Source organism: Echinicola soli, assembly GCF_006575665.1.
In the GTDB taxonomy this organism is placed as follows: domain Bacteria; phylum Bacteroidota; class Bacteroidia; order Cytophagales; family Cyclobacteriaceae; genus Echinicola; species Echinicola soli.
The window spans coordinates 5,124,942-5,147,292 of sequence record NZ_CP041253.1 but is presented as its reverse complement, the minus strand read 5'-3'; the positions used below and the strand labels follow the sequence as shown (position 1 = coordinate 5,147,292).

The following is a 22,351-nucleotide window of genomic DNA, read 5'->3' as shown; positions in this document are numbered from 1 at the left end:
GGGTGAGATTCCCCTTTACCTACTCGACTGGCGGTATGTGGCTTTCATTTGTCTGCTGTGTCTGCCAAAAAAATAAAAAGTTGAGAAAGAAAAATTTAATTAAACGATTGTCTATACTTCAAAGGCGACATTTCGGTTTTCTTTTTGAAAAGTCGGTTGAACGATTGTGATCGCTCAAAACCTAATTCATAGGCAATTTCACTTACGGACAAATTTGTCGTTAAAAGTTTTTCTTTTGCTTTTTCAAGGAGTTTTTCGTGAATGTGTTGTTGGGCGTTTTGTCCTGTCAGCAAACGTAACATATCGCTTAAATAATTTGTAGAAAAATTGAGTTGATTGGCTAAATATTCAACAGTTGGCAATCCGCTTTTAAGTGTTTCTGCGTTATCAAAATAATCTTTTAGCAACTGCTCCATTTTGGAAAGCAAATCATTGTTCACAGCTTTTCGAGTAATGAATTGGCGTTCGTAAAAACGATTGGAATAAGTCAACAGCAAATTAATTTGCGACAGAATAATGTCTTGTGTGTGCTTGTCAATATGCTGACATTCCTTTTCTATTTTTTGAAAAATATCAACAACATTTTGTTCTTCCTGTTGCGAAAGGTGCAACGCTTCACTTAGGGAATATGAAAAGAAACCGTAATTCTTGATTGTGCTTTGCAGTAGATGTTTTTTCAAAAAATCAGAATGAAAAATCAATACATATCCTGTCCCAATCGTTTCGTTAAAAGCATTGGTTTTATCTACTTCAACAGATTGGACTTGTTTAGGTGCAGTAAAAGTCATTGTCCCCTTGTCAAAATCATAATATTGTTGCCCGTATTTTACGTTGGATTGGATATTGTTTTTTAGAGAGATAGTATAAAAATCGGTAGAAAAATGTCGCCACAAATTAGAATTTACAGCGTGTATTTCTGAAACCAAAACCACACTTACCAACGGATGCAAAGGCGGGGTAATGGATAGTAAACGATGAAATTCGGATAAAGAGTTAATTGTCTGCATATCTATATAAAATTCCGAAGATGATTAAAGCTACAATTTCTATGGTAAGCCAAAGAAATTGTTTTGAAAAAAAACCGTCTAAAACAAACCCGAATAATCGGGCTATGATAATCCCCAAAGCTAGAAAAAACAATAATGCACACACCGTTAATTTCCAATCACTCCATTGATTGTAAAAAATGAACAATATCCCCAACCCAATTAGAAATCCCCATTTAACCCGCACTTCAATCATCTGATATGGGTTTTCGGATAAAGGGATGTTGCTAATTAAGTTGGGCTTGTATGTTAGAACACAACCTGCGATAAGCAAAACGGTTCCGATTATTTTTAGAAAAACTGTCATTATTCCTGCAAAAGATTTTCCCGAAAAAATGGGACTAATTTATCCAATGCTTCTGCTGTTGCTTCGGCTTTATCGTATAAATCATAATGACCCGCACCATTTACAATATGGATTGTTTTGTTTTTGGAAGCGGCTTTTTTGTATAAGTCAAAACCGTCTCTGTATGAACCGAAAGTACCAACTTTGTTGCCAACGATAACCAATAAAGGTTGTGTAAGCAAAAAATCAGCAAGATGAAAAGCGTCAAACATTATTAATTTCGGCATACTTGCAAAATGCAATTTATTGTTTGAAGTTGGAAATTCGCCTCTTGGCGTTCTGTAATAATTAATAGCTTCTAACATATCCATTTCGTTTATCCCTGCCTTTTTTGCTTCTTCGCAAGAATTGGGTGTCCAATTTGTAATAATCGATTCTGCTCCGTTGGCTTCCGCAGTTCGTTGCGAAGAAACAGCTTCTAATGTTTCTAAAAAATTTGCTTCTCTGAATGCTCTGCCTATGTTTACTCCTGAAACCGTTGCCACTGCTCTTATTCGCCTTTCTTCCAATGCTGCATTTGCAGCGTAACCACCACCTGCACAAATGCCCAATAAACCGATACGATTTTTATCTACAAAATTTAATGTAGTAAGATGATCTACAGCATAGCGTATGTCTTCTACACGGGTGGTGGGGGCTTCCAAATATCTTGGCTCTCCACCGCTTTCGCCTTGAAAAGAAGCGTCATAAGCCAAAGCAATAAACCCCTTTTTTGCAAGTTTACCTGCATACAAACCTGCAGTTTGTTCTTTTACGCTACCTCCCGGATGAACGCAAACAATAGCCGGATAATTTTGTGTTTCATCAAAATTGTAGGGCAAATGAAGATTGGCTGCCGTGTCCCAATTTCTATTTTTGAATTTTACTTTTCGCATTGTTTTATTTCTTTTAAGTTTAACAATGCAAAAATCGTCTTCCTTTAAAAAGTAAATGTTTCCAAATCAAGGTTGTTTGTAGCCAAATCAGGGTTAAGATGCCAGTAAGTGTGTCTCTTGTCATTTGGATAGGTGTTTGCCTGTCGGCTGGGTGTCGCTTTGCCATTACCGCCAACTATAAGGGTTTTATTCACCGTTTTTCCACGACAAAGTAGTAAAAGGCGTTAAGGAATGATATGCAAGGGAAGTAAATTAAAGGATTTGGAAAAAATGGTGAATAAAACCGAGTTGGACTAAGCCGCTCGGGGCTATGGGAATATTATACAGGGCGGTTCCTGTTCGTATCGAGTTTACGGCTCCTTTCCTATCTACATAATGTAAACTTGCAGCTTAGCGGCCTTTCCGAAAAGCCTGCTGATAGAAGCCTGGTGGGATAGTACTATACAAATATAGATTCAAGCCTATAAAAAAGGGAATGAATGTTGTCCCTCAGGGACAGTTACACCGCTGAATATACAGCTATCCTGGACCGACAACAAAACATCCCCTAATGGATGAGCTATGCCTAGAAGAACAAAAAAAAGAAACCTACCCTAAATAGTTGGTTTTTAACATAGAAACCCAGATTATTAGGGTGATAGAAACATGGGGTGTTATTTTCTATATTTACTTTCAAATAATCCTGGACAGTGTGGAAGTGAAGCGCACTACCGTTAGTGCGGTCTTGTGCCAAACCTTGCCCGTGGACAGCTGCTGTGGTTCCTTATGTCAGAGCTTGGGTTTTCAGGGAGCAGTCCAGCATATTTCCATACCTTCTTTCCCTTGACCGGGATTTGGTAACCATTGCTCATGTCAGGTTTCCTGCTTGGGCCGATTTTGACCTCAGTCAATGATTTTAAATTTTTTTTGCCCGAACTTTGACATCAAATAATACTATTGGAGAAGATGCTTGCTGATTTAATAAGAATAAAAACAAATTTAGCAGATGAGCAGATTGGGTATATCCTTTCTTGCTTTGAGCCAATACATGTTCAGAAAAATACGCTTTTGCTAAAGCCAGGTAATGTTTCGAGTAAATTGTTCTTTATTCAAAAGGGATGTCTCCGTTTGTATTATGATAACGAGGACCAGAATGTATTGACTAGGTTTATGGCCTTTGAAAACACATTCTTAACGTCAATTGTTAGTTTTATTTCCAGAGCGCCATCGTCCGAGTACATTCAAGCTGTCGAAGACTCCAAGCTTCTAGTGATTTCATTTAACCAATTTAACCATTTACGAAATACAATATCCGAATGGGATAAAATGTACATTCATATCCTTGAATATGGTTTAACCGTCGTGAACTCAAAACTCAGTAGCCTTTTGACCCAAAATGCAACAGAACGCTACCTGGCCCTACTTAAGGACAATCCTGAACTTGTACAAAGGTTATCCAATTCAAATCTTGCAGCTTACCTAAATGTTTCTCCAGAAACCTTGAGCAGACTTAAGTCAAAGATATGGTAAATTATTAATTCCCTATAAACAGTGCTATTATGAGAAGTGATGAAGTAAAAAAAGGACATCAAAGAACCCCACACAGATCTTTGTTTAGAGCGACTGGACTAGCGGACGCTGATTTTGAAAAGCCGTTTATAGGAGTCGCTAATTCCTTTATCGAGATTATTCCAGGGCATTATTTTTTAAACAGCGTTTCCAAAATTATAAAAGAAGAAATTAAGGCAAATGGCTGTGTGCCTTTTGAATTCAATACAATCGGAGTAGATGACGGTATTGCCATGGGCCATGATGGGATGCTCTTTTCTCTTCCTTCCAGGGAAATTATTGCTAATTCTATCGAAACAGTAATGAATGCACATAAGCTTGATGCGATGATTGCCATTCCAAATTGTGATAAAATTGTCCCTGGGATGATTATGGGGGCTTTAAGGGTAGATGTGCCAACTATTTTTGTAAGTGGAGGTCCAATGAAAAAAGGACATACCAAAGAGGGGGTACCTATTGACCTTGCTTCTGCTTTCGAAGCGGTAGGTAAGTTCGAAGCCGGCAAAATGTCGGAGGAAGAATTACTGGATGTAGAATGCAATGCTTGTCCAAGCGGTGGCAGCTGTTCGGGTATGTTTACTGCCAATTCCATGAACACGCTTATGGAAGCGATGGGAATTGCGCTTCCCGGTAACGGGACGATTCTGGCATTTACCAAAGAACGGGAAGAACTGTACAGAAGAGCTGCCAGGAGGATTTGTGAAATTGCCAAATGCAAAGAGCAAACAGAGAAATTCCAATTGAGAAACATCTTGAATGAACATGCGGTACGAAATGCATTTGCTGTTGATATGGCAATGGGCGGTAGCTCGAATACTGTTCTACACATGTTAGCTATTGCGAAGGAAGCTGATGTAGATTTTAACCTTGAAGCTATCAATAGTATCTCACACAGAGTTTCGCATTTAGCTAAAATTTCGCCTAGCCTTTCTACAGTGCACATGGAGGACATAAACAAAGCGGGGGGCGTAAATGCTGTAATGAAAGAGATAACCAAAAGAGGGAAAGATATCTTAATAGACAATATCACTATTTCAGGAGAAACGCTGTTGGAAAAAATTAAAGATGCAGCCATCAAAGACACCAGCATTATCCGCACAGCAGATAATCCATATTCGGAAGTAGGCGGGTTGGCAATTTTGTATGGTAATCTGGCAGAAGAAGGGGCGGTAATTAAAACTGCTGGCATTACTGGTGAGAGGGTCTTTACAGGTACAGCTGTTTGCTTCGACGGGCAAGCTGAGGCCATTGAGGGGATTATAAACCGAAGAATTAAAGCCGGCAACGTGGTTGTGATCCGCTATGAAGGGCCGAAGGGAGGCCCAGGTATGCAAGAGATGTTAGCTCCCACATCTTTGATTATGGGATTGGGCCTGGGGGATAAAGTAGCCTTGATTACTGATGGCCGTTTTAGTGGAGCTACAAGAGGAGCAAGTATTGGCCATGTAAGTCCAGAAGCAGCCGAAGGAGGTATGATTGGCTTACTGAAAGATGGTGATGAAATTCATATTGACGTTGACCAATATATTTTATCCGTGAGATTGACAGATGATGAAATTGCTAAAAGAAAGGCTGATTTCACCCCTATAAAAAAGGAATTGACATCTGGTTGGCTACGTCAATACAGAGCATTGGTAACAAATGCAAGCAACGGAGCTGTCTTAAATACGGATGGGTTTTAATTTGAAAATTCGAAAAATATCACTTTTTTGCTACACGCTGGGAGGGCTATAGTGAAACCTAATGACGACCTTACTTTTTATGGCAGAAGATCCTAATGTATGGGAGACTGCTGATGCTGTGATTTTATGGGAAAAGCTTTAACCTTTTGTTTTTTGGGAGTGCTTAGGTCAAAAATATTGTTCTGGTTTATTTACCTGTCTTCCCTTACTTTAGCCCGCTGGAGGTTTTTGGTACTGGTTATAGTAGTGTGGGGAGTGGTTTTTGGTATTTTTGTCACGAGCTTGTCCTTTTTTTAGTTATTGGGTATAGCTGGGCTCTTACGCATTTTTGATCGATATGGTCCGAATACGGAAAGCTTTGGTACTGTTATTGAAAATAATAGGTCAAATAATATGGAGGTGTTTTCAAGTCGCCTGCCAAATTGGTCGCTGCGGTTGAATAGGTACGTTTTAAGAAATAATCCTGATACGTTTCATGGCTTTTCAATTGTCAAAGGTGTCCAATGGTGTACAACAGGTGTCCGTTTTACGAATGGGGCACGTGGACGTTGATTTCCTTCCTGGGTAAAAAATCGTAAAACCAATCATAATGAAGAAGCTGATAACCTATGCCGTCATCCTTTTGGTGGTGGCGTATTTTTCCTACCAATATCCCTGGTTTGCATTCGTATTATTGGCCCTGCTCGGTGGGATGATCATATATATGCTTATGGCGGGAATAATATTGATGTGGCGAAACAAGCTGTTGGTAAAGAGGTTCTATTCCCCGATGACCATGTTAGGAATCGTCCTGACCGGCTTGGTAATTGGGCTGCTGCGTCCATTGCCGGATCCCATTATTTCATCCGATGATAGTTCCAAAGTGCTTGCCCATGCCTATTCTACCGACCAAGGGGACAGAATGAACCTCCAGTTTTTTGTGCCCCCTTTCCGCAAGGAAATGCGCAGAAGGGACAGTGTTCGCTTGAAACAGGTGAGAGAAGTGATGGACAGGGAATCGGAATTTAGTCCCATCGATAGGTTTCATGCAGCCTTTATCCTTCACCATAACCCGATGCATGACAGTTTCCTTTATGAACAGGCCCACAGCCTTGCCAAAAAAGCTGCTTCGGCCCCAGAGCTTAAAGATAACTATCAGGTACAGTGGCTGGCAAAAGCTACCTATGACCGGTGGATGCTTTCTATTGGCCGGTCCCAAAAATATGCAACCCAGGGTGGTGTGAGCTTCTCTATTGAATAAGGTCCATGATCGAATGTGAATACGATTTAACGGAAAAGACCAGCATGACCAGCAGTCTTCCCGTTTTGCCCATCTGGCTTCTGTATTTTTATTGCATTTAATGGAAAAGGCCCCAAAGGATATTGTCCGTGCATCAATTTAAAATGGGACAGTTGATGACAATAAATTGCGCAGGTGCCTATATCTTGCTTTTTGGTCAAAAAAAGATCCATGAGAAAACTGTCATTGTTTATTGCCACCAGTCTGGATGGGTTTATTTCCGGGCCAAATGAGGATTTAAGTTTCCTGACTTCAGTAGAAAAGGAAGGGGAAGATTATGGCTATGCCGGATTCATGGCAACGGTAGATACGGTCATTGTCGGAAGAAAGACCTATGATTATGTCCTGAGGACCATAGGTCCCGGCCACTATGACAACGGGGACAGGGAGGTACATGTCATCACCAGGAAAGCCAGGCCAAACCAAGGCAAGGTGACATTCCATTCGGGAGGGCCTGCCGAGTTGGTGAAAAAGTTAAAGAGCGGGGACGGGAAGAACATCTATTGTGACGGTGGTGCAGAAATCATTGATGAGCTGTTGAACAGTGACCTGGTAGATGAAATGACCATTTCGGTGGTACCGGTATTGCTCGGAGAAGGAACAAGGCTGTTCAAGGAGGGCAGGCCAGAACAAAAGCTCGAACTGGTGGCTGCCAAAACATTTGATACAGGTCTTGTCCAGTTGGTGTACAAACGGAAGAAACCCTGAAAAAGACGCGTTGGATGGGGGCTGTCCATCCTTTCATTATTGTTCAATAAATACGAATTAACAGTAAATGGTGGAGCAAAGTTTTAAGCGCAACTTTTATGTGATCACAGGCGGCCCCGAAGTGGGGAAAACAGCGCTCTTGGACGAAAAAAAACAGGGGACATAAACGGTGCCTGAGATCGCTCGTGAACTGCAGGAGAAGGACGGCAATGCCCTTCCCTGGCGGGACAGGGGATTTTTATGGAAAGCATGTTTGACCGTTCCGTCATGAGTTTTGGGGAAACCTGTCATAGGGAAGGCAAGGAAATTCCTGTCTTTTTTGACCGTGGATTTTTGGATGCCATATGCTACCGGGCACTTATCCAGTCACCCATAAGTGAAAGGATGCAAGCCTATGCGAAAAACTGGAGGTACACTACATCGGTATTTTTCCTTCCCCCTTGGAAGGAAATCTAACAAACAGACAGTGAACGGAAACAGGATTGGAAGGAAGCTGTCCTGACCTTCGAGAAGATGTGGGAGACCTATGCCGATTATGGATATGATGTCATAACAGTACCGAAGGAATCGGTCAGGAAGGGAGCTGTATAAAAAATATACGCAAATCCAGCAAACGGCCGTATGCTTTAAGCCCACGATGCGACTACGCTGGCGTGCGCAGTATCCACCATAGTACGCACGGGACTTCCCAAATCAAGTTTGGCTGTATTTGGCCGCAATCTCCTTCAATTTTATAGTAAATCTGGTGCCGGATTAATTTATTCTTTTTATTATGTCATATTTTTGTGACATTTTTCATATGTTTGTGACATGGGAGGTACGAAATCTAAAATTATAGCAGCCGCGGTAAAGTGCTTTCGAAGTAATGAGTCGAACACCCTGGACAAAGTTGCTGAAGAAGCTGGGGTTACTCGCAGAACGCTGCATCGATATTTTGAAAGTCGCCAAAACTTAATGGAGTGCTGTAAAAAGGAGATGCTCGAAAGTTGTAACAAAGCGATGAATGAAGCCTATGAAAGGGGCAGTGACCAAATAAGCAAAGTAAGAAACATGCTGTTTGCCGCCATTGAACAAGGAGCAAAGTATTCATTCATCAAAAGAATCTATGAGAATAGTGACTTTTCAGGTTTAGAAAGAAAAAATGAATTTGAATCCGATAGCGTTAAAAACAGATGGTTAAAAATCATCAGGGATCTCCAAAAAGAGAAACGCATTAACGAAGAACTAACTATCCCTTGGATATTTAATTTGTTCGGATCAATCATTGAAACTACTGTTTATGCCTTTGAGTCTGGGGATGTTTCCAAGAACGATAGTAAGAAGTTTGCTTGGATTTCCTTCAAAGGAGCTATTGGATTAAAAGAATAAAATAAAGTCAGAATCGGAAAACATATAGATATGAGTCAATATTCAATAGAAAATCTTATCAAAAAAATGACTGGTTTCTCCAGTTGCTTTCAGAAAGTCAATGGAATAAATATTCACTATGTGAAGGGAGGAAGGGGAGAACCATTGATATTATTGCCCGGCTGGCCTCAGACCTGGTGGTCTTACCGCCATATTATGCCGTATCTAGCTGAGAATTATACTGTAATTGCAGTTGACCTGCGTGGAATGGGTGATAGTGATAAACCAGAAGAAGGCTATACCAAGAAAAACATGGCTGGTGATATAAGAGAATTAGTGATATCATTAGGGTACGAGAGCGCGCATATTGCCGGACATGATATAGGTGCCAATGTCGCTTATTCATTTGCTGTCAACCATCCTGATAGCATTGATAAACTGATTCTTTTAGATACCCCACCTCCCGATGAAAACTTGTATAAACTTCCGATGTTGCCTGTAGGAGCCCCGGTTTATCCTTGGTGGGTAGCTTTTAATCAGTTAAGGGATTTGCCTAGCCAATTGCTGGAAGGACGTTTTGAATTGTTGTTAAACCATGTTTTGGACAGGCTCCTTATTAATAAAGATGCCATCAATGATTTTGACCGTGCAGTGTACAGTCACCACTATAATAACAGAGAAAACATAAGAGCATCCAATGCATGGTATCAAACTTTCGGAGAGGATATTTCAGAACAGAAAACCTATCCTAAAATTAACAATTTGACCATGGGAATTGCATCATCTGCTACCCAGGGAATCTTGGAGGGTTTCCTTTCCCGGAATGCTTTTGAGTATGAAATGATGGAGATAGAAGGATGCGGGCATTTTCTTGCTGAGGAGAAGCCTGGGCAAATTGCAAATGCAATCTCAGATTTTTTGAAATAACTTACATAAATATAATTGGGAGAAGATTGAATACAACACTCCCCATCACTGCAGAAGGTTTTATTCCTTCGCTGATATAAGAGGGCTTTAGGGCCCTTTTTTTTCTTTTCTCAAGTGGCGCCCTTTCTAAGGAGAAGTGAAATTCTTTTGTTTATCACTCGCTCCTTAGGATATCAGTGTTGAGGGGAATGGCAACTGGTTTTAGGAAATATCCCCCTGTTTTTTTGAACTGGACTCTCTGATAATCAATTCAGTTTTTAGCGTGACAATTTCAGACTCGATCAAATCCTCCTCATCTTCAATTTGCCTGATAAGAAGTTTTGCTGCCGCTTGGCCCATTTCGAACGCCCGGTCGTTTACCGAAGAAAGGTTGGGTTCTATGATTTTGGAAATTGGATAATTGCTAAAGCCGACAACTGCCACTTGGTCTGGTACTTTGAACCCATTTTTTTGGAATACCTGAATGGCACTGACCGCGGTGTAGTCATTGGAGCAAAAAATTCCATCCGGTTTGACAGGTTGGGAAAGAAGTTCTTTTGCAGCTGACAGGCCTTCGTCATAGGTTAACCCCTTTGTAAAGTGGATGAAACTGGATGAAATCTCAAGATGGTGATTTTCCAATGCTTTCCTAAAACCTTCATATCTGGATTTGAAAATTCCAGTTGTTTGAGGACCACCAATATGTGCTATATTTTTACATCCTTTTTCGATCAAATGTTCCGTGGCCCGCAATGAAGATTCAAAATCATTGATGATAACTTTGTTCGCCTCAAAGCCCGTAGGCACCCGGTCATAAAAGACCAAGGGCATTTTCATCTTTTTCAGTTTCTTAAAGTGGTCTATGCCCCTTGTTTCTGCTCCTTGGCAGATGATTACTCCAGCAAACATATTGTTCTGCAGGGTTTCGGTAATTCTCTTTTCTCGTTTGAATGAGTTTCTGCTTTGGAAAATCGTTACGTTGTAACCTGCCTTATAGGCATATTCCTCTATTCCGCTGATGACAAGTGAATGAAAGTGGATGTCGATTTGAGGAGCAATTACCCCTATCGTTAGTGTTTTACTTTTTCTAAAACTCGAAGCAATGGAATTCCGGGTAAAGCCCAATTCATCGGCTTTTAGCTTGACTCTTTCCTTTGTTTCTGGGCTTATTCCAGGATGGTCGTCCAAGGCTCGTGAAATTGTTGAAACAGCCAGGTCAAGTTCTTTGGACAAATCCTTTAGGGTAATTCTTCTTTTAATCATGGAAAACTTTCGGCAAACGTTTGCAATATAAGGATAATTTTTAAAAGGGCCTCTTAAATGATAAGTAGGGATGTAATTCAAATATATGCACCACTCCAATAATTCATTAAGTGTAATGAAAAATATATGCAAACGTTTGCTATTTTTTTGCATAACGTTTACATTTGGATAATATGATTATGAAAATTCTTCTGAAAACATTTTAATCCAAATTCTATGGGGTATTTCAACAGGTTTGTACAGGTCAAATCTTGGTTTTCTTTATTAATTATTTTAATAAGTATGGTTGGGTCTTTAGGTCTGTTTGCGCAAGGGACTGTAGTGAAAGGAGTGGTAAAGGATGGAGATAGTGGCGAGCCTTTGATCGGTGTTTCTGTATTGGTAAAAGGCACTTCCAAGGGAGTGGTCACCGATATGGATGGAGCCTATTCCATTGAGGGTGTGTCTCCGGAGGATGTATTGATTTACTCATATTTGGGATATTCCAAGCAAGAAATCACGATCGGTAGCCGATCAGTTCTGGATGTGACGCTCATTTCCAATGCAAGTGATTTGGATGAGGTAGTTATCGTGGGGTATGGCGTGCAGGAAAAAAGAAATTTGACGGGGTCTATTGTCTCGGTGGGAAGTGATGAAGTGCGCAAAACAAATATGCAGGATCCCATATCACTTTTGCAGGGAAGGGCTGCCGGTGTGCAGGTGACATCCAATTCCGGAGCCCCGGGGGGAGGCATGACAATCAATATCCGGGGGAGTTCCTCGCTCAATGCCGGGAACAATCCCTTATATGTGGTCGATGGAGTGCCGATCGAAACCAATGTAACGTCTTCTTTAAACGGTTCGGAGAATTTTGGGCTCAATCCATTGGCCGCCATTAACCCGGCGGATATCGAGTCTATTGAAGTACTGAAAGATGCTGCTTCTACAGCTATTTATGGTTCGAGGGCTGCAAATGGGGTGGTGTTGATTACCACAAAAAGAGGAAAGGAAGGTAGGGCGCAAATTAACGTGAACGCGCATACGGGGGTAAGTCAAATTACCAGAAAGCTGGACGTGCTCAATGCAAGCCAATACAGAAGTGCCGTACTGGATTCCTATGCCAATTCAGATGGTGGAAGGGAGCCCATTTCTGCCATCGTCGATTCGCTGAGTTCTACCAACAATGGAGATGTGGATTGGCAAAGTGAACTGCTCAGAAAGGCAGTCCAGACGAATGTGGACCTGTCCATTCAGGGAGGTTCCGAAAATACCAGGTATGCCTGGAGCACCTCATTTTTGGACCAAGATGGGATTATCATCAATTCCAACTACCGCAGGATCACTTCTCGGCTTAATGTGGATTTCAAAGTAACTGATCGCCTTACTGTGGGGCAAAGTATATCCTACTCCAATGGCGTCAACAACAGGATCAATGCAGCAGGAACAGGAAACCTAAGTATCATTCGCGAATTGCTTATCCGCCCTCCATCGTATTCAATGTATTTACCGGATGGCTCTATCAATGGATATCAGTTTGGTAAACGAAACCCAGTAGGTCTTGCGGAGCAATCTACCAACCTCAATAAGACCAACAGGATAATAGCTGGCCAATACCTGGAATACCAATTAGCGGAAGGCCTGAAGTTCAGAACCTCTGTTAACGTGGATTTCCTTTCCATGAAGGAAGACACCTTTATACCCTCAACATTGGATTATAGAGAAGGGTATAATACGGGCTCGGTTCGGTCTATCAATAACCTGACTTGGTCCAATGAAAATATAGTGACCTATCAAAAACAAGTTGACGGGAAACACAATGTGGGAGGACTTGTGGGATTCAGTTATCAGGACTGGGATTATGAGCGGACCGGTTTGGATGGAATGTTTTTTCCCAGCGATGATATCCGAACCATGAATGGGGCAGGGACAATCTCCAACCAAGGGGTGAACATCACCACGTCTCATTCCCTGCTTTCTTACTTTGGGAGGGTTTCCTACGACTATGATCGGAGGTACCTTTTTGAGGCCAATTTAAGAGCGGATGGTTCTTCCCGGTTTGGAAGGGACAATCGCTTTGGCTTCTTTCCTTCGGCTTCGGTAGGTTGGAGATTTTCCGATGAAGGATTTTTGAGTGGCGTGGGAGTGCTTGATGACGGGAAGTTGCGCTTTAGTGCGGGGCAAACGGGTAACGAGGCAATTGGGAATTACACTTCACAGGGCGAATTCATGGTGGGAACCAACTACCTGGATTATTCTGGAGCTGCTCCCACAGTAATGCCCAATTCAGGATTGACCTGGGAAACCACTACACAGTACAATGCGGGAATAGACTTGGCATTTTGGCAGGGCAGGCTGAACTTGACGGTAGATGCATACATCAAGGACACCAAAGACCTGCTCTATAATGTACCGATTCCAAGGGAAACAGGCTTTGGATACATTACTCAAAATATTGGGAAGATACAGAACAAGGGAATAGAGGTACTGCTCAATACACATAATGTCACTACGCAACATTTCAACTGGAGTACAAGTCTTAACATCAGTACAAATACCAACATCGTCAAGGAACTCCCGGAGGAGCTTTTGACCAATGGGTTTATCCAAAACGGGAATTACCATATTCTCCAGGAGGGGTATCCGATCGGTACTTTTTTCGGCTGGCGGTTTGATGGCGTGTATGCCAGGGATGAAGACAATGTCAATGGGGTCACCAATGGATCCCAAGGGCCGGTATATGAGGGAGGAGACCCCATCTGGCATGATCTCAACCGGGACAATGTCATTGATCAAAATGACAGGCAGGTGATTGGTAATGCGACTCCTGATTTTTTTGGAGGGATCACCAATGACCTTTCCTATAAAAACTTCAGCCTGAGCTTCATGTTTCAGTTTTCCTACGGCGGAGAAATCTACAGTGAGATCAATCACCAGCGTAATTCCATCGTCCGGTACAATAACCTATCCACAGATGCCCTGACCAGGTGGAGAGAGCAGGGAGATATAACGGATTTTCCAAAGCCAGTACAAGATGATCCATTGCAAAGTGACAGCAGGATTCAAAGCAGGTGGGTAGAAGATGGCTCGTATATCAAATTGAAGAATGTCAATCTACGGTATTCCTTGCCGCTGAAATTGGTCAACCGCATTGGTTTGACTCGGATGGATACCTATGTCACCGGGACAAATCTCATCACATGGACCAAATATACCGGTTTTGATCCTGATGTCAGTTCGTACAGTGGGCTGAGAATAGGAGTGGACGAGGGTTCATACCCGCAAAGTAGGACAGTGATCGTGGGCTTATCAATTGGATTGTAAATAAATAACTTATGAAAATTAGCAGGAATATCTTTATGTCAATGCTGACGCTCATCTTCTTCTCTTGTTCGGAGAATTTGTTGGACAAAGATCCGGTCAGTAGTTTTTCCGCCCAGGGATTTTATAAGACATCCAGTGATGCGCAATCCGGGGTCTATGGAATATACGATGCAGCACAGTCTACATTTTCCCTCAACTTCTCCCTTTGGGGTGAGGGAAGAGCAGATGCCGTGAGTACCAATCAGTCCGGAGATCCTTTTTTGCTCCAGGATAACAACCTGAATCCCACATTGAACTCAGCTCGATGGGATAATCTTTATGGGACCATTAGCAGGGCCAACTATGCCATTAAGTATATTCCCCCTGTATTTGAGGATGGAGAGGAATTTGGGTTACAGTTATTGGGGCAAGCCAGGGCGTTGAGGGCCTTGTGCTATTTCTATGCCGTGCGGATTTGGGGAGATGTCCCATTGATTTTGGAGCCTTATGAAAGCGTGCAGCAGGACTTGTTCAATACGCGAATTGATGCTGAAACCATTCTGGACCACGTCGAGGAAGACCTCTTATTTGCAGCTGAACATTGTAGGGCTAGTTTTGGGGGTGAAAGGGACCGGAATTTGATTACCCAGGGAGGTGCCAATGCCTTGTTGGTCCAGCTGTATATGTGGAGGGAAGATTATACCAGTGCGGTGGCAGCTGCAGAAAAAGTGCTGGATAATTCCTTGTACAGCTTGGTGTCCATCAGCGACTGGTCAAAGATTTTTACGCAAGGATACTCGAACGAAAGCATTTTTGAAATAGGCTACAATGAAGTGCAAACCAATTCCCTGCGGGTATTATATGCCTTGGGATCGGATAGTAACTTCTTCCCAAGTGAGTCTTTCCGAAATTCCTTCGAAGAAGGAGACCAGAGACAAGAGCTTATTTACGATGTGACCTCTGCCCAGCCCCGAAAAATATGGAAATTTTTTGGAAAGGGATTTAATGACGAAAGTCCAGATCCATCTGCAAATAATATCGTCATGGTCCGGCTGGCGGATATCCTATTGCTGAAAGCGGAAGCCCATAATCAATTGGGAGAAGTCGAGGAAGCCTTGACTTTATTGAATACCATTAGGAATAGGGCGGGACTGGAAAGCCTGAGCTTGTCCACTGCCGAGGCCCTTTACGGTGATTTGGAGGCTGCGATTTTACATGAGCGATTGATTGAACTTTGTTATGAAGGACACCGGTGGTTTGACCTGGTGAGAACAGGGAAAGCGATGGAAGTCATGGGGCCAATCAATGGCTTGAGCGAAGAGGCAAACTTAGTATGGCCCATACATCAGGATGCCATTAACAGGAATCCGAATTTGGTTCAGAATGGGTTTTATGATTAAAGCTCTTTGCCAAAAATTTTCAACACAAAAACCAAAAGGAATGAAGAGTTTACCGATAAAAATCAATGGAGCCATACTTGCGCTCATCGTTGCTGGTGTGGTATTTTACAGCTGCACCGTCCAGGAGGATTATGACTATCATCCTGCAGGTATCACTGGAAAGTTGGAAGTGTCGGCCTTGGAATATTTCCAGTCGCACGAATCATTTACCATGCTCAGTTCCGCCATTGATTTGGCCGGCCTGACCGAAGCGTACAGCACAGACCAAATCAGGACATTTATCGCGCCTACTGACAGGGCTTTTGAGGAATATTTGGAGGAGAATGCCTATGGGAGTTTGGAGGAGGTACCGGTGCCCATTTTGAGAAACCTACTGAGGTACCATATCGTCGAAGATAGGGTGTTGTTTTCTGATCCTGATTTGTTCGAAAGTAATTTTCCGATAGCTTATTCTACAGAAAGTGGCCAAGTGATGTACCTCTCTCACAATACCAATTTTGTGGGGTTGGTCAATGAAGGGACTAGCAAACAATGGGAAATTGCTACTTCTAATCTTGAGCCTACCAATGGGGTGATCCATGTGGTAAACGCTATAGTTTATTTTTCAGCAGCATCCACAGACCTTGATGAACTGGACCCTTCTGTGAAAACCGATACCATATTCCCGCTGGCAGACACGTATATCAATGGAGGAGCAGCAGCGAATAGCAATTTTGGATCTGCGAACCTGTTAAAAGTAAAGAACGTGACAGGGGATGGGGATTACGACCGAAAGGCCTATTTAATGTTTGATTTGAAGGAGCTGCCTGCCGAGGGTGTCATCACAGACCTCCGGTTTGAAGTTGGCGTTTCTTTTACCCATGCAAAAAATTTGGACATGAACCTGTTTCAGGTTCCCGATACCACGTGGACCGAGATGGGCCTGAACTGGAACAATGCCACGGAGCCGGTTGATCCACCCGTTGCTACCATCATCACCACCAAAGTCGGTGCCTTCAATTTTGATTTGACTGATTTCTATGCAGGGTTGGAAAAAAGGGGGAAACTCTCACTGATGATCGATGGACAAGATCAAGGTGATGAAACAAATGATTTGGCCTCCAAAGAACACGAAACACTGCCTGCCCCCATGATCATCGCCATCATTGCCACAGGAAACAGTGTACTTGACTTGGTGGCCAATACCGGGATATCCGTGGAGTCAGGAGGTAGCGTGGCCTTGGATTCGGAGATGCTGGAAGTAACCGGAGCCTCCGCTAATGACATCATCTACACTGTGGAGGAAGTCGCCCAGCATGGCTGGTTGATCAGCGGTGCGACCATACTAAAACCGGGCGACCGATTTACCCAAAATGACATCAATGTCATGAACCTGGTCTATATCAGTAATGGTGAAGGTAGTGAAGATCAGCTTGTCCTTTCGGCGAGAGATAGGGCTGGGGCCAAACTTGATCCATTCGAAGTGGAGGTAATTATTGAGTGAATTTAATTGACTCCCCAAAGGAATTGATATTTATTGAATTAACAGTGTTATAACTAACTTATAGTGGGTAAAGGACTATCTCATCTGGTTACTGAGGGAGATGTCCTGCCCACTTCTTTTAAAAAAATGATAGACCTTCAAAAAGACATTCATGTCTTTTCCGACCGAGAACTTGCGGGAATAGCTGCAGGTAAAGAAGTAGAGAAATGCATCATCAACTTACAGACAGCGCAAGATGAAGTAAGAATCGTTTTTGCGGCCGCTCCCTCTCAAACGGGAATGCTATCTTATTTGGCGACATCGAATCAAATACGATGGGAAAAAGTGGTGGCGTTCCATATGGATGAATACATAGGTTTGGAGGAAAATGCTCCGGAGTTGTTTGCATCTTATCTAGAGGAAATATTGTTTTCCAAATTGCCTTTTAAAGAAGTAAATTTGATCAAGACCCAAGGAAATTTACAAGGTGAGCTTGCCCGATATGAGCGCTTGATTGCCAAAGCTCCCATAGACCTGGTATGTCTGGGGATAGGTGAGAATGGGCATATCGCTTTCAATGACCCACCAGTTGCGGACTTTGATGATCCACAGGTGATTAAACTAGTCGAATTGGAAGAAGCATGTAGGATCCAGCAAGTAAATGACCAGTGTTTTGACCAATTGGAAGATGTTCCGACCACCGCCGTTACACTCACTATTCCTACCTTAATGGCTGCAAAGGCTATGGTATGTGTCGTATTGGGTGAAAATAAAAGTCAGGCTGTCAGCGATACATTGACCAAAGTGGTCAGCACGGATTGTCCTGCATCCATCCTGACTACTCATCCCAACTGTAAGTTTTATTTTAATCAGGCGGCAATGAGCAAGCTCGATGGCCAATCCTATACATTAATAGAATAAATACAATCACGTTAAATAAGAACCCCCTTGGTAACAAAAAACAATAGTAACAACTGGCACAAGCAACCTCTCCCTAAATTTGGAGTTTTTCGCTGTATTATATGTATTATGTTCTTTTTTCAGTCCATCGCTGGCTATTCTCAATCGAAGGAAGATCTGGGAGACAGTGATTTTAAGGTGAAAGGCTTCCATTTGGACCTTCGCGTTCAAGTGATGACACCCGAAGCATTGAAGCGTTTTGCCAGGCAAATGGCAGACTTTGGATTCAATACACTCGTCATGGAATGGGAGGCAACATACCCTTTTAAAGATCACCTGACCATAGCCAATCAGTTTTCTTACAGTAGGGAAGAGATCGACGATTTTATCGCATACTGTGATCAACTGGACATTCAAGTCGTCCCATTGCAGCAAAGTTTGGGGCATGTGGAGTATATACTAAGAAACCCCAGATACAGCGTTTTAAAAGAGGATAGAAAGGATATATCCCAGCTATGTCCCATGAAAATGGTGGAAAGTGAGGTCTTGTTCCAATCCCTTTTTAAGGATTTGGCGGAAACCCATAATTCGGATTATATCCATATTGGTGGAGATGAGACGTATTTGCTGGGGCACTGCGATCTTTGCAGTGCTAGAGTAGAAGAGGTGGGCAAATCCCGGCTTTTTGTGGATCATATGAAAATGATTGCCAACCTGGTAATTGAAAATGGCAAGATTCCATTAATGTGGGCAGATATTATCCTGAAATATCCTGAAGCTGCGGCCGGGCTGCCTAAAGAGACTGTCTTTGTAGATTGGAACTATGGCTGGAAAACCAACCACTTTGGGGATATATCCAAACTGCAGGATTTAGGGTTTACTTTTTGGGGAGCTCCTTCTATCCGCAGTCATCCTGATAATTGGTACATGACCAATTGGTCCACCCATTTTAATAACCAACGGGACTTTATCCCCTATGCCAGAACAAGCCAGTATGAAGGAATGATCATGACTTCCTGGTCCACTTCCGGGCTTTATGGATTTACCTGGGACGTAGGCTACGATGTGGCCGATATGGTCCAGATCAGAAATACCTATCCGATGTCAGGGTTCAGGATTTTGATAGCCAGCTATGCTGCGGCTTTGTCCCATCCAGAGGAGTTTCAGCCACAGGAATTTGTATTGAATTATGCTTCTGAGAGGTTTGGTCTCAATGAAAAGGAAGGAAATCAGCTGTGGGAGTTTTTGGTATTTCCTCGGGAGTTGATATCCAAGGCTAAACCCGAAAAAAGCAAAAGTGTGCCCGAAGTCAAGGAAAACTATCGACAAGTCAGCGATCCATTATTTCAGCTTACTCCAAACCAGCACGTAGATGAGTTCGATCATTTTAGGCTTATGGCAAATTTTCGGATGCTTTATTTGGACTACAAACAAGTGGATGAAGTGTATAATTCCCCAGAGTTCACCCAGGATCTCCTTCCATCACTTACCAAGCAAATGGAGACCATTTTGGAACGGTCAGAAGAACTGAACAAAGCATTTTACGAACTGAATTCAGGGTTTTTATACGATGCAGAAATAGAAGAACTCAATAGGCAGAGAGAACTGCCAATTAAAGTCTTGTACCACCGACTGGCTAAGTTAAAGTAATATGGAGCTACTCGATTGGATCGTACTTGGGCTATATTTTGTAATGCTGCTGTCCATTGGGCTGTGGGCTTATTTTAGGGTAAGGAATTCCGAGGATTTTTATACTGCGGGAGGAAAACTTCCTTGGTGGCTTTCTGGAATATCCCACCATGTTTCCGGCTATAGTGGGGCCGTATTTGTCGCGTATGCGGGGATAGCCTATACGCATGGTTTCACCATTTATGTCTGGTGGGCTTTTACAGTGGCTGTCGCCGTTTTAGTGACTGCCTTTTACATTGCACCCAGATGGGCGAGGCTGCGGGTGAACTTTGGAGTCCAGTCTCCCACAGAATATTTGTTGATCCGGTATAATCTTCCCACCCAGCAACTGATTGCTTGGGTAGGCACTGTTATCAAAGTTTTTGACACAGGAGGAAAGTTGGCCGCGATCGCCATTTTATTGAATGTATTCAGCGGGACTTCTATCACTTTTGGTGTACTGCTGGTCGGTTTTATCTCTTTGATCTATATCACTATCGGAGGGCTATGGGCTGATGTATGGAATGACTTCGGCCAGTTTTTAATACAGTTGCTGGCGGGTGTGATCATGTTTGTGATGATCCTTTACAAATTGGGCGATGGTGTTTCAGGGATTTTTACCCTCTGGGATCGGCTTCCCGAAGAGCATGCCGCATTCTTCCATGATCCCTATACCATAGGCTTTGCGGCCGTTTTGCTGGTGATTAATTTTTTTAGCTACAGCGGTGGAACGTGGAATCTCGCTACTCGTTTTATTTCTACGACATCAGGGAAAGTGGCCAAAAGAGCAGCATTACTATCTTCTGCTCTTTATTTTACTTGGCCTTTGATCCTGTTCTATCCCATGTTTGCTGCGCCGGTTTTTTTCGAAAACTTGGCGGATCCAACTTTGTCCTATGGTAAAATGGTATTGGAATTTCTTCCCAATGGACTAATAGGACTGGTATTGGCATCACTTTTTGCCAACACGCTTTCAATGACCGCTTCGGATTCCAATACTGTTTCGGCTGTCATAAGTAGGGACATTTTGCCTGTTTTGTTTCCACAGGTCAAAAACTTATCCAAGACCCAAGCATTGACCTTGGCACGCATTACTACATTCTGTTTTACCACTTTGACCATTTTCATTGCACTCAATGCGGCCAACTTCGGAGGCGTATTCGGTTTGATGATTTCATGGTTTGCAGCCCTATTGGGGCCGATAGCAATTCCTATGATTTTGGGTTTACTACCTGTCTTTAAAAGGAGCGATGCGATGTCCGCCATGTGCTCTATCTTTTCTGGACTTGTTACCTTTATTTTGCTCAAAATTTTTCCTGTGAGTTCTTTAGCTTTGGAAATAGGAGCACCAACGTTGGTTTCCCTTTTTACCTTCGTTGTGACAGGTTTTTTCAGGACTGCAAAAGTAGACCCTAAGGTCGATGAGTTAATTAATGGATTAAGCAATCAGAATTAGCATGGAAAAAATAAAATGCGTCGAAGGTATTCACTACCAATCACAACGTCCTATCCGACTAACATTTGATCACGACTTGATCAGTGGTATGGAAGAATTGGAAGAAATTTCCTCATCCCTGATAATAGCTCCCGGATTGGTAGACTTACAGGTAAATGGATTTCAAGGAGTGGATTTTAATGAACCCGACCTTTCGGTAAATGATGTGGTATTTTGTACAGAGAAACTTTGGGAAAATGGCGTGACTACCTTTTTGCCGACATTGATCACCGCTAGTGAACAGGCATTGTCGGATGCCATCAAGAAAATAATCCATGCCTGTGAAGACCCGCTGATAGCCGCATCAATAGCCGGTATCCATTTGGAAGGACCTTTTATCAGCAAGGATGCAGGACCTCGGGGAGCGCACCCCTTGGAATTTGTGCAAGAGCCAAACTGGGAATTTATTTCCCGCTTACAAAAGGTGGCGAAGGGGAAAATTAAGTTGATCACCCTTTCTCCCGAATATGAGAGCGCAAACGATGTGATAAAAAAATGTGTGGCCGAGCAAATCCAGATAGCCATTGGGCATACCGCTGCCAAGGCTGATCAGCTAAAAAGAGCCGCTGAGGCTGGCGCGAGTCTTTCGACGCATTTGGGGAATGCCGCCCATTTATCATTACCACGACATCCCAATTACATTTGGGATCAGCTGGCTTTGGATGACCTCTGGACAAGTATGATATCCGATGGGTTTCATTTGCCGGATGCTGTTATGAAGGTATTTATGAGCGTAAAGCCGGATAAAAGCTTCTTGGTGAGCGATTCCACCAAGTTTGCTGGCTTGCCGGCTGGAACCTATCAAAGCCCTATTGGTGGGACGGTGCAGTTGACTTCGACAGGGAGGCTGAGCATGCAGGAAAACCCCGATTTACTGGCAGGCTCAGCCGCTTCTCTCAAATCTTGCCTGGAATACTTGATCCACGCAAATCTGGCGACATTATCTCAAGCGATTGATATGGCATCTGTCAAGCCTTTGTCCTACCTGGCGAAGGGCGAGAAGGTCAGTGTCTTTCAGGAAGGAAGTAGGGCCGATGTGGTCCTGTTTGAGCGCAAAACCAGTAAAATGATGATCAATAAGACCATCAAGAGCGGAAGGTTAATTTATTCATCAGAAATATAGTACTAGTTACTCAGAATTACTTTG

The 22,351-nt window shown here is 42.8% G+C and carries 18 protein-coding genes; 14 read left to right on the top strand and 4 right to left on the bottom strand.

Annotation, left to right across the window (positions count from 1 at the left end; all coding sequences use genetic code 11):
• Positions 1 to 95: 95 nt before the first annotated feature.
• From FKX85_RS19840 to FKX85_RS19835, 3 genes are read right to left on the bottom strand one after another with little or no spacing between them, the layout of a single operon-like run.
• Positions 96 to 1,007, bottom strand: a complete 912-nt coding sequence (locus FKX85_RS19840) for a helix-turn-helix domain-containing protein (protein ID WP_141616373.1) — start codon at positions 1,005 to 1,007, stop codon at positions 96 to 98.
• Positions 994 to 1,353 (bottom strand): DUF4345 family protein, encoded by a 360-nt coding sequence (locus FKX85_RS21950; protein ID WP_394344992.1) that lies wholly within the window; start codon positions 1,351 to 1,353, stop codon positions 994 to 996. The genes FKX85_RS19840 and FKX85_RS21950 overlap by 14 nt, the downstream gene beginning before the upstream one ends.
• Positions 1,353 to 2,267 carry an alpha/beta hydrolase gene (locus FKX85_RS19835; protein WP_141616372.1) on the bottom strand — a complete coding sequence of 305 codons (915 nt, stop codon included), beginning with the start codon at positions 2,265 to 2,267 and terminating at the stop codon, positions 1,353 to 1,355. Before FKX85_RS19835 ends, FKX85_RS21950 begins: the two co-directional genes overlap by 1 nt.
• 945 nt (positions 2,268 to 3,212) lie before the next feature.
• On the opposite strand from FKX85_RS19835, the gene FKX85_RS19830 reads away from it, so the two are divergent.
• The 7 genes from FKX85_RS19830 to FKX85_RS19800 all read left to right on the top strand — a co-directional run bounded on the left by FKX85_RS19830 (position 3,213) and on the right by FKX85_RS19800 (position 9,758).
• Positions 3,213 to 3,776, top strand: coding sequence for a Crp/Fnr family transcriptional regulator (locus FKX85_RS19830; protein ID WP_210416878.1), 564 nt, complete (start codon positions 3,213 to 3,215; stop codon positions 3,774 to 3,776).
• Positions 3,777 to 3,805: 29 nt separating this feature from the next.
• On the top strand, positions 3,806 to 5,497 hold the full coding sequence (gene ilvD / locus FKX85_RS19825; RefSeq protein ID WP_141616370.1) for a dihydroxy-acid dehydratase: 1,692 nt from the start codon (positions 3,806 to 3,808) through the stop codon (positions 5,495 to 5,497).
• Between the two features lie 589 nt (positions 5,498 to 6,086).
• Positions 6,087 to 6,737, top strand: coding sequence for a hypothetical protein (locus FKX85_RS19820; protein WP_141616369.1), 651 nt, complete (start codon positions 6,087 to 6,089; stop codon positions 6,735 to 6,737).
• Between the two features lie 210 nt (positions 6,738 to 6,947).
• Positions 6,948 to 7,484: a dihydrofolate reductase family protein gene (locus FKX85_RS19815; RefSeq protein WP_141616368.1), complete on the top strand. Its 537-nt coding sequence runs from the start codon at positions 6,948 to 6,950 to the stop codon at positions 7,482 to 7,484.
• A gap of 249 nt (positions 7,485 to 7,733) precedes the next feature.
• Entirely contained in the window at positions 7,734 to 7,940 is a 207-nt protein-coding gene (locus tag FKX85_RS21600; protein ID WP_210416877.1) for an AAA family ATPase, read from the top strand.
• Between the two features lie 354 nt (positions 7,941 to 8,294).
• The gene (locus tag FKX85_RS19805; protein ID WP_141616367.1) at positions 8,295 to 8,852 is read left to right on the top strand and encodes a TetR/AcrR family transcriptional regulator; all 558 of its coding nucleotides are present in this window, start codon (positions 8,295 to 8,297) and stop codon (positions 8,850 to 8,852) included.
• A 30-nt stretch (positions 8,853 to 8,882) separates the two neighbouring features.
• Entirely contained in the window at positions 8,883 to 9,758 is an 876-nt protein-coding gene (locus tag FKX85_RS19800; protein WP_141616366.1) for an alpha/beta fold hydrolase, read from the top strand.
• Between the two features lie 201 nt (positions 9,759 to 9,959).
• Here the strand turns inward: FKX85_RS19800 and FKX85_RS19795 are convergent, their stop codons facing one another.
• A complete protein-coding gene (locus tag FKX85_RS19795) occupies positions 9,960 to 11,000 on the bottom strand; it encodes a LacI family DNA-binding transcriptional regulator (protein WP_141616365.1) in 1,041 nt (346 codons plus the stop codon).
• Positions 11,001 to 11,282: 282 nt separating this feature from the next.
• Between FKX85_RS19795 and FKX85_RS19790 the strand changes: the two genes are divergently transcribed.
• The 7 genes from FKX85_RS19790 (at position 11,283) to FKX85_RS19760 (ending at position 22,327) form a co-directional block, all read left to right on the top strand.
• Positions 11,283 to 14,300, top strand: a complete 3,018-nt coding sequence (locus FKX85_RS19790; RefSeq protein ID WP_229239704.1) for a SusC/RagA family TonB-linked outer membrane protein — start codon at positions 11,283 to 11,285, stop codon at positions 14,298 to 14,300.
• 11 nt (positions 14,301 to 14,311) lie between these two features.
• Entirely contained in the window at positions 14,312 to 15,679 is a 1,368-nt protein-coding gene (locus tag FKX85_RS19785; RefSeq protein WP_141616363.1) for a RagB/SusD family nutrient uptake outer membrane protein, read from the top strand.
• A gap of 40 nt (positions 15,680 to 15,719) precedes the next feature.
• Entirely contained in the window at positions 15,720 to 17,162 is a 1,443-nt protein-coding gene (locus FKX85_RS19780; protein WP_141616362.1) for a CBM96 family carbohydrate-binding protein, read from the top strand.
• A 126-nt stretch (positions 17,163 to 17,288) separates the two neighbouring features.
• A complete protein-coding gene (locus tag FKX85_RS19775; RefSeq protein WP_141616361.1) occupies positions 17,289 to 18,062 on the top strand; it encodes a 6-phosphogluconolactonase in 774 nt (257 codons plus the stop codon).
• 108 nt (positions 18,063 to 18,170) lie between these two features.
• Positions 18,171 to 19,691 carry a family 20 glycosylhydrolase gene (locus FKX85_RS19770; protein ID WP_141616360.1) on the top strand — a complete coding sequence of 507 codons (1,521 nt, stop codon included), beginning with the start codon at positions 18,171 to 18,173 and terminating at the stop codon, positions 19,689 to 19,691.
• 1 nt (position 19,692) lies between these two features.
• Positions 19,693 to 21,165 (top strand): sodium:solute symporter family protein, encoded by a 1,473-nt coding sequence (locus FKX85_RS19765; RefSeq protein WP_141616359.1) that lies wholly within the window; start codon positions 19,693 to 19,695, stop codon positions 21,163 to 21,165.
• A gap of 1 nt (position 21,166) precedes the next feature.
• On the top strand, positions 21,167 to 22,327 hold the full coding sequence (locus FKX85_RS19760) for an N-acetylglucosamine-6-phosphate deacetylase (protein WP_141616358.1): 1,161 nt from the start codon (positions 21,167 to 21,169) through the stop codon (positions 22,325 to 22,327).
• The last annotated feature ends 24 nt before the right edge of the window (positions 22,328 to 22,351 follow it).

Bases quoted from the DNA above. Each gene is read 5' to 3' on its own strand.
- FKX85_RS19840 (WP_141616373.1), bottom strand. From the start codon at position 1,007: ATGCAGACAATTAACTCTTTATCCGAATTTCATCGTTTACTATCCATT.
- FKX85_RS21950 (WP_394344992.1), bottom strand. From the start codon at position 1,353: ATGACAGTTTTTCTAAAAATAATCGGAACCGTTTTGCTTATCGCAGGT.
- FKX85_RS19835 (WP_141616372.1), bottom strand. From the start codon at position 2,267: ATGCGAAAAGTAAAATTCAAAAATAGAAATTGGGACACGGCAGCCAAT.
- FKX85_RS19830 (WP_210416878.1), top strand. From the start codon at position 3,213: ATGCTTGCTGATTTAATAAGAATAAAAACAAATTTAGCAGATGAGCAG.
- ilvD (WP_141616370.1), top strand. From the start codon at position 3,806: ATGAGAAGTGATGAAGTAAAAAAAGGACATCAAAGAACCCCACACAGA.
- FKX85_RS19820 (WP_141616369.1), top strand. From the start codon at position 6,087: ATGAAGAAGCTGATAACCTATGCCGTCATCCTTTTGGTGGTGGCGTAT.
- FKX85_RS19815 (WP_141616368.1), top strand. From the start codon at position 6,948: ATGAGAAAACTGTCATTGTTTATTGCCACCAGTCTGGATGGGTTTATT.
- FKX85_RS21600 (WP_210416877.1), top strand. From the start codon at position 7,734: ATGTTTGACCGTTCCGTCATGAGTTTTGGGGAAACCTGTCATAGGGAA.
- FKX85_RS19805 (WP_141616367.1), top strand. From the start codon at position 8,295: ATGGGAGGTACGAAATCTAAAATTATAGCAGCCGCGGTAAAGTGCTTT.
- FKX85_RS19800 (WP_141616366.1), top strand. From the start codon at position 8,883: ATGAGTCAATATTCAATAGAAAATCTTATCAAAAAAATGACTGGTTTC.
- FKX85_RS19795 (WP_141616365.1), bottom strand. From the start codon at position 11,000: ATGATTAAAAGAAGAATTACCCTAAAGGATTTGTCCAAAGAACTTGAC.
- FKX85_RS19790 (WP_229239704.1), top strand. From the start codon at position 11,283: ATGGTTGGGTCTTTAGGTCTGTTTGCGCAAGGGACTGTAGTGAAAGGA.
- FKX85_RS19785 (WP_141616363.1), top strand. From the start codon at position 14,312: ATGAAAATTAGCAGGAATATCTTTATGTCAATGCTGACGCTCATCTTC.
- FKX85_RS19780 (WP_141616362.1), top strand. From the start codon at position 15,720: ATGAAGAGTTTACCGATAAAAATCAATGGAGCCATACTTGCGCTCATC.
- FKX85_RS19775 (WP_141616361.1), top strand. From the start codon at position 17,289: ATGATAGACCTTCAAAAAGACATTCATGTCTTTTCCGACCGAGAACTT.
- FKX85_RS19770 (WP_141616360.1), top strand. From the start codon at position 18,171: ATGTTCTTTTTTCAGTCCATCGCTGGCTATTCTCAATCGAAGGAAGAT.
- FKX85_RS19765 (WP_141616359.1), top strand. From the start codon at position 19,693: ATGGAGCTACTCGATTGGATCGTACTTGGGCTATATTTTGTAATGCTG.
- FKX85_RS19760 (WP_141616358.1), top strand. From the start codon at position 21,167: ATGGAAAAAATAAAATGCGTCGAAGGTATTCACTACCAATCACAACGT.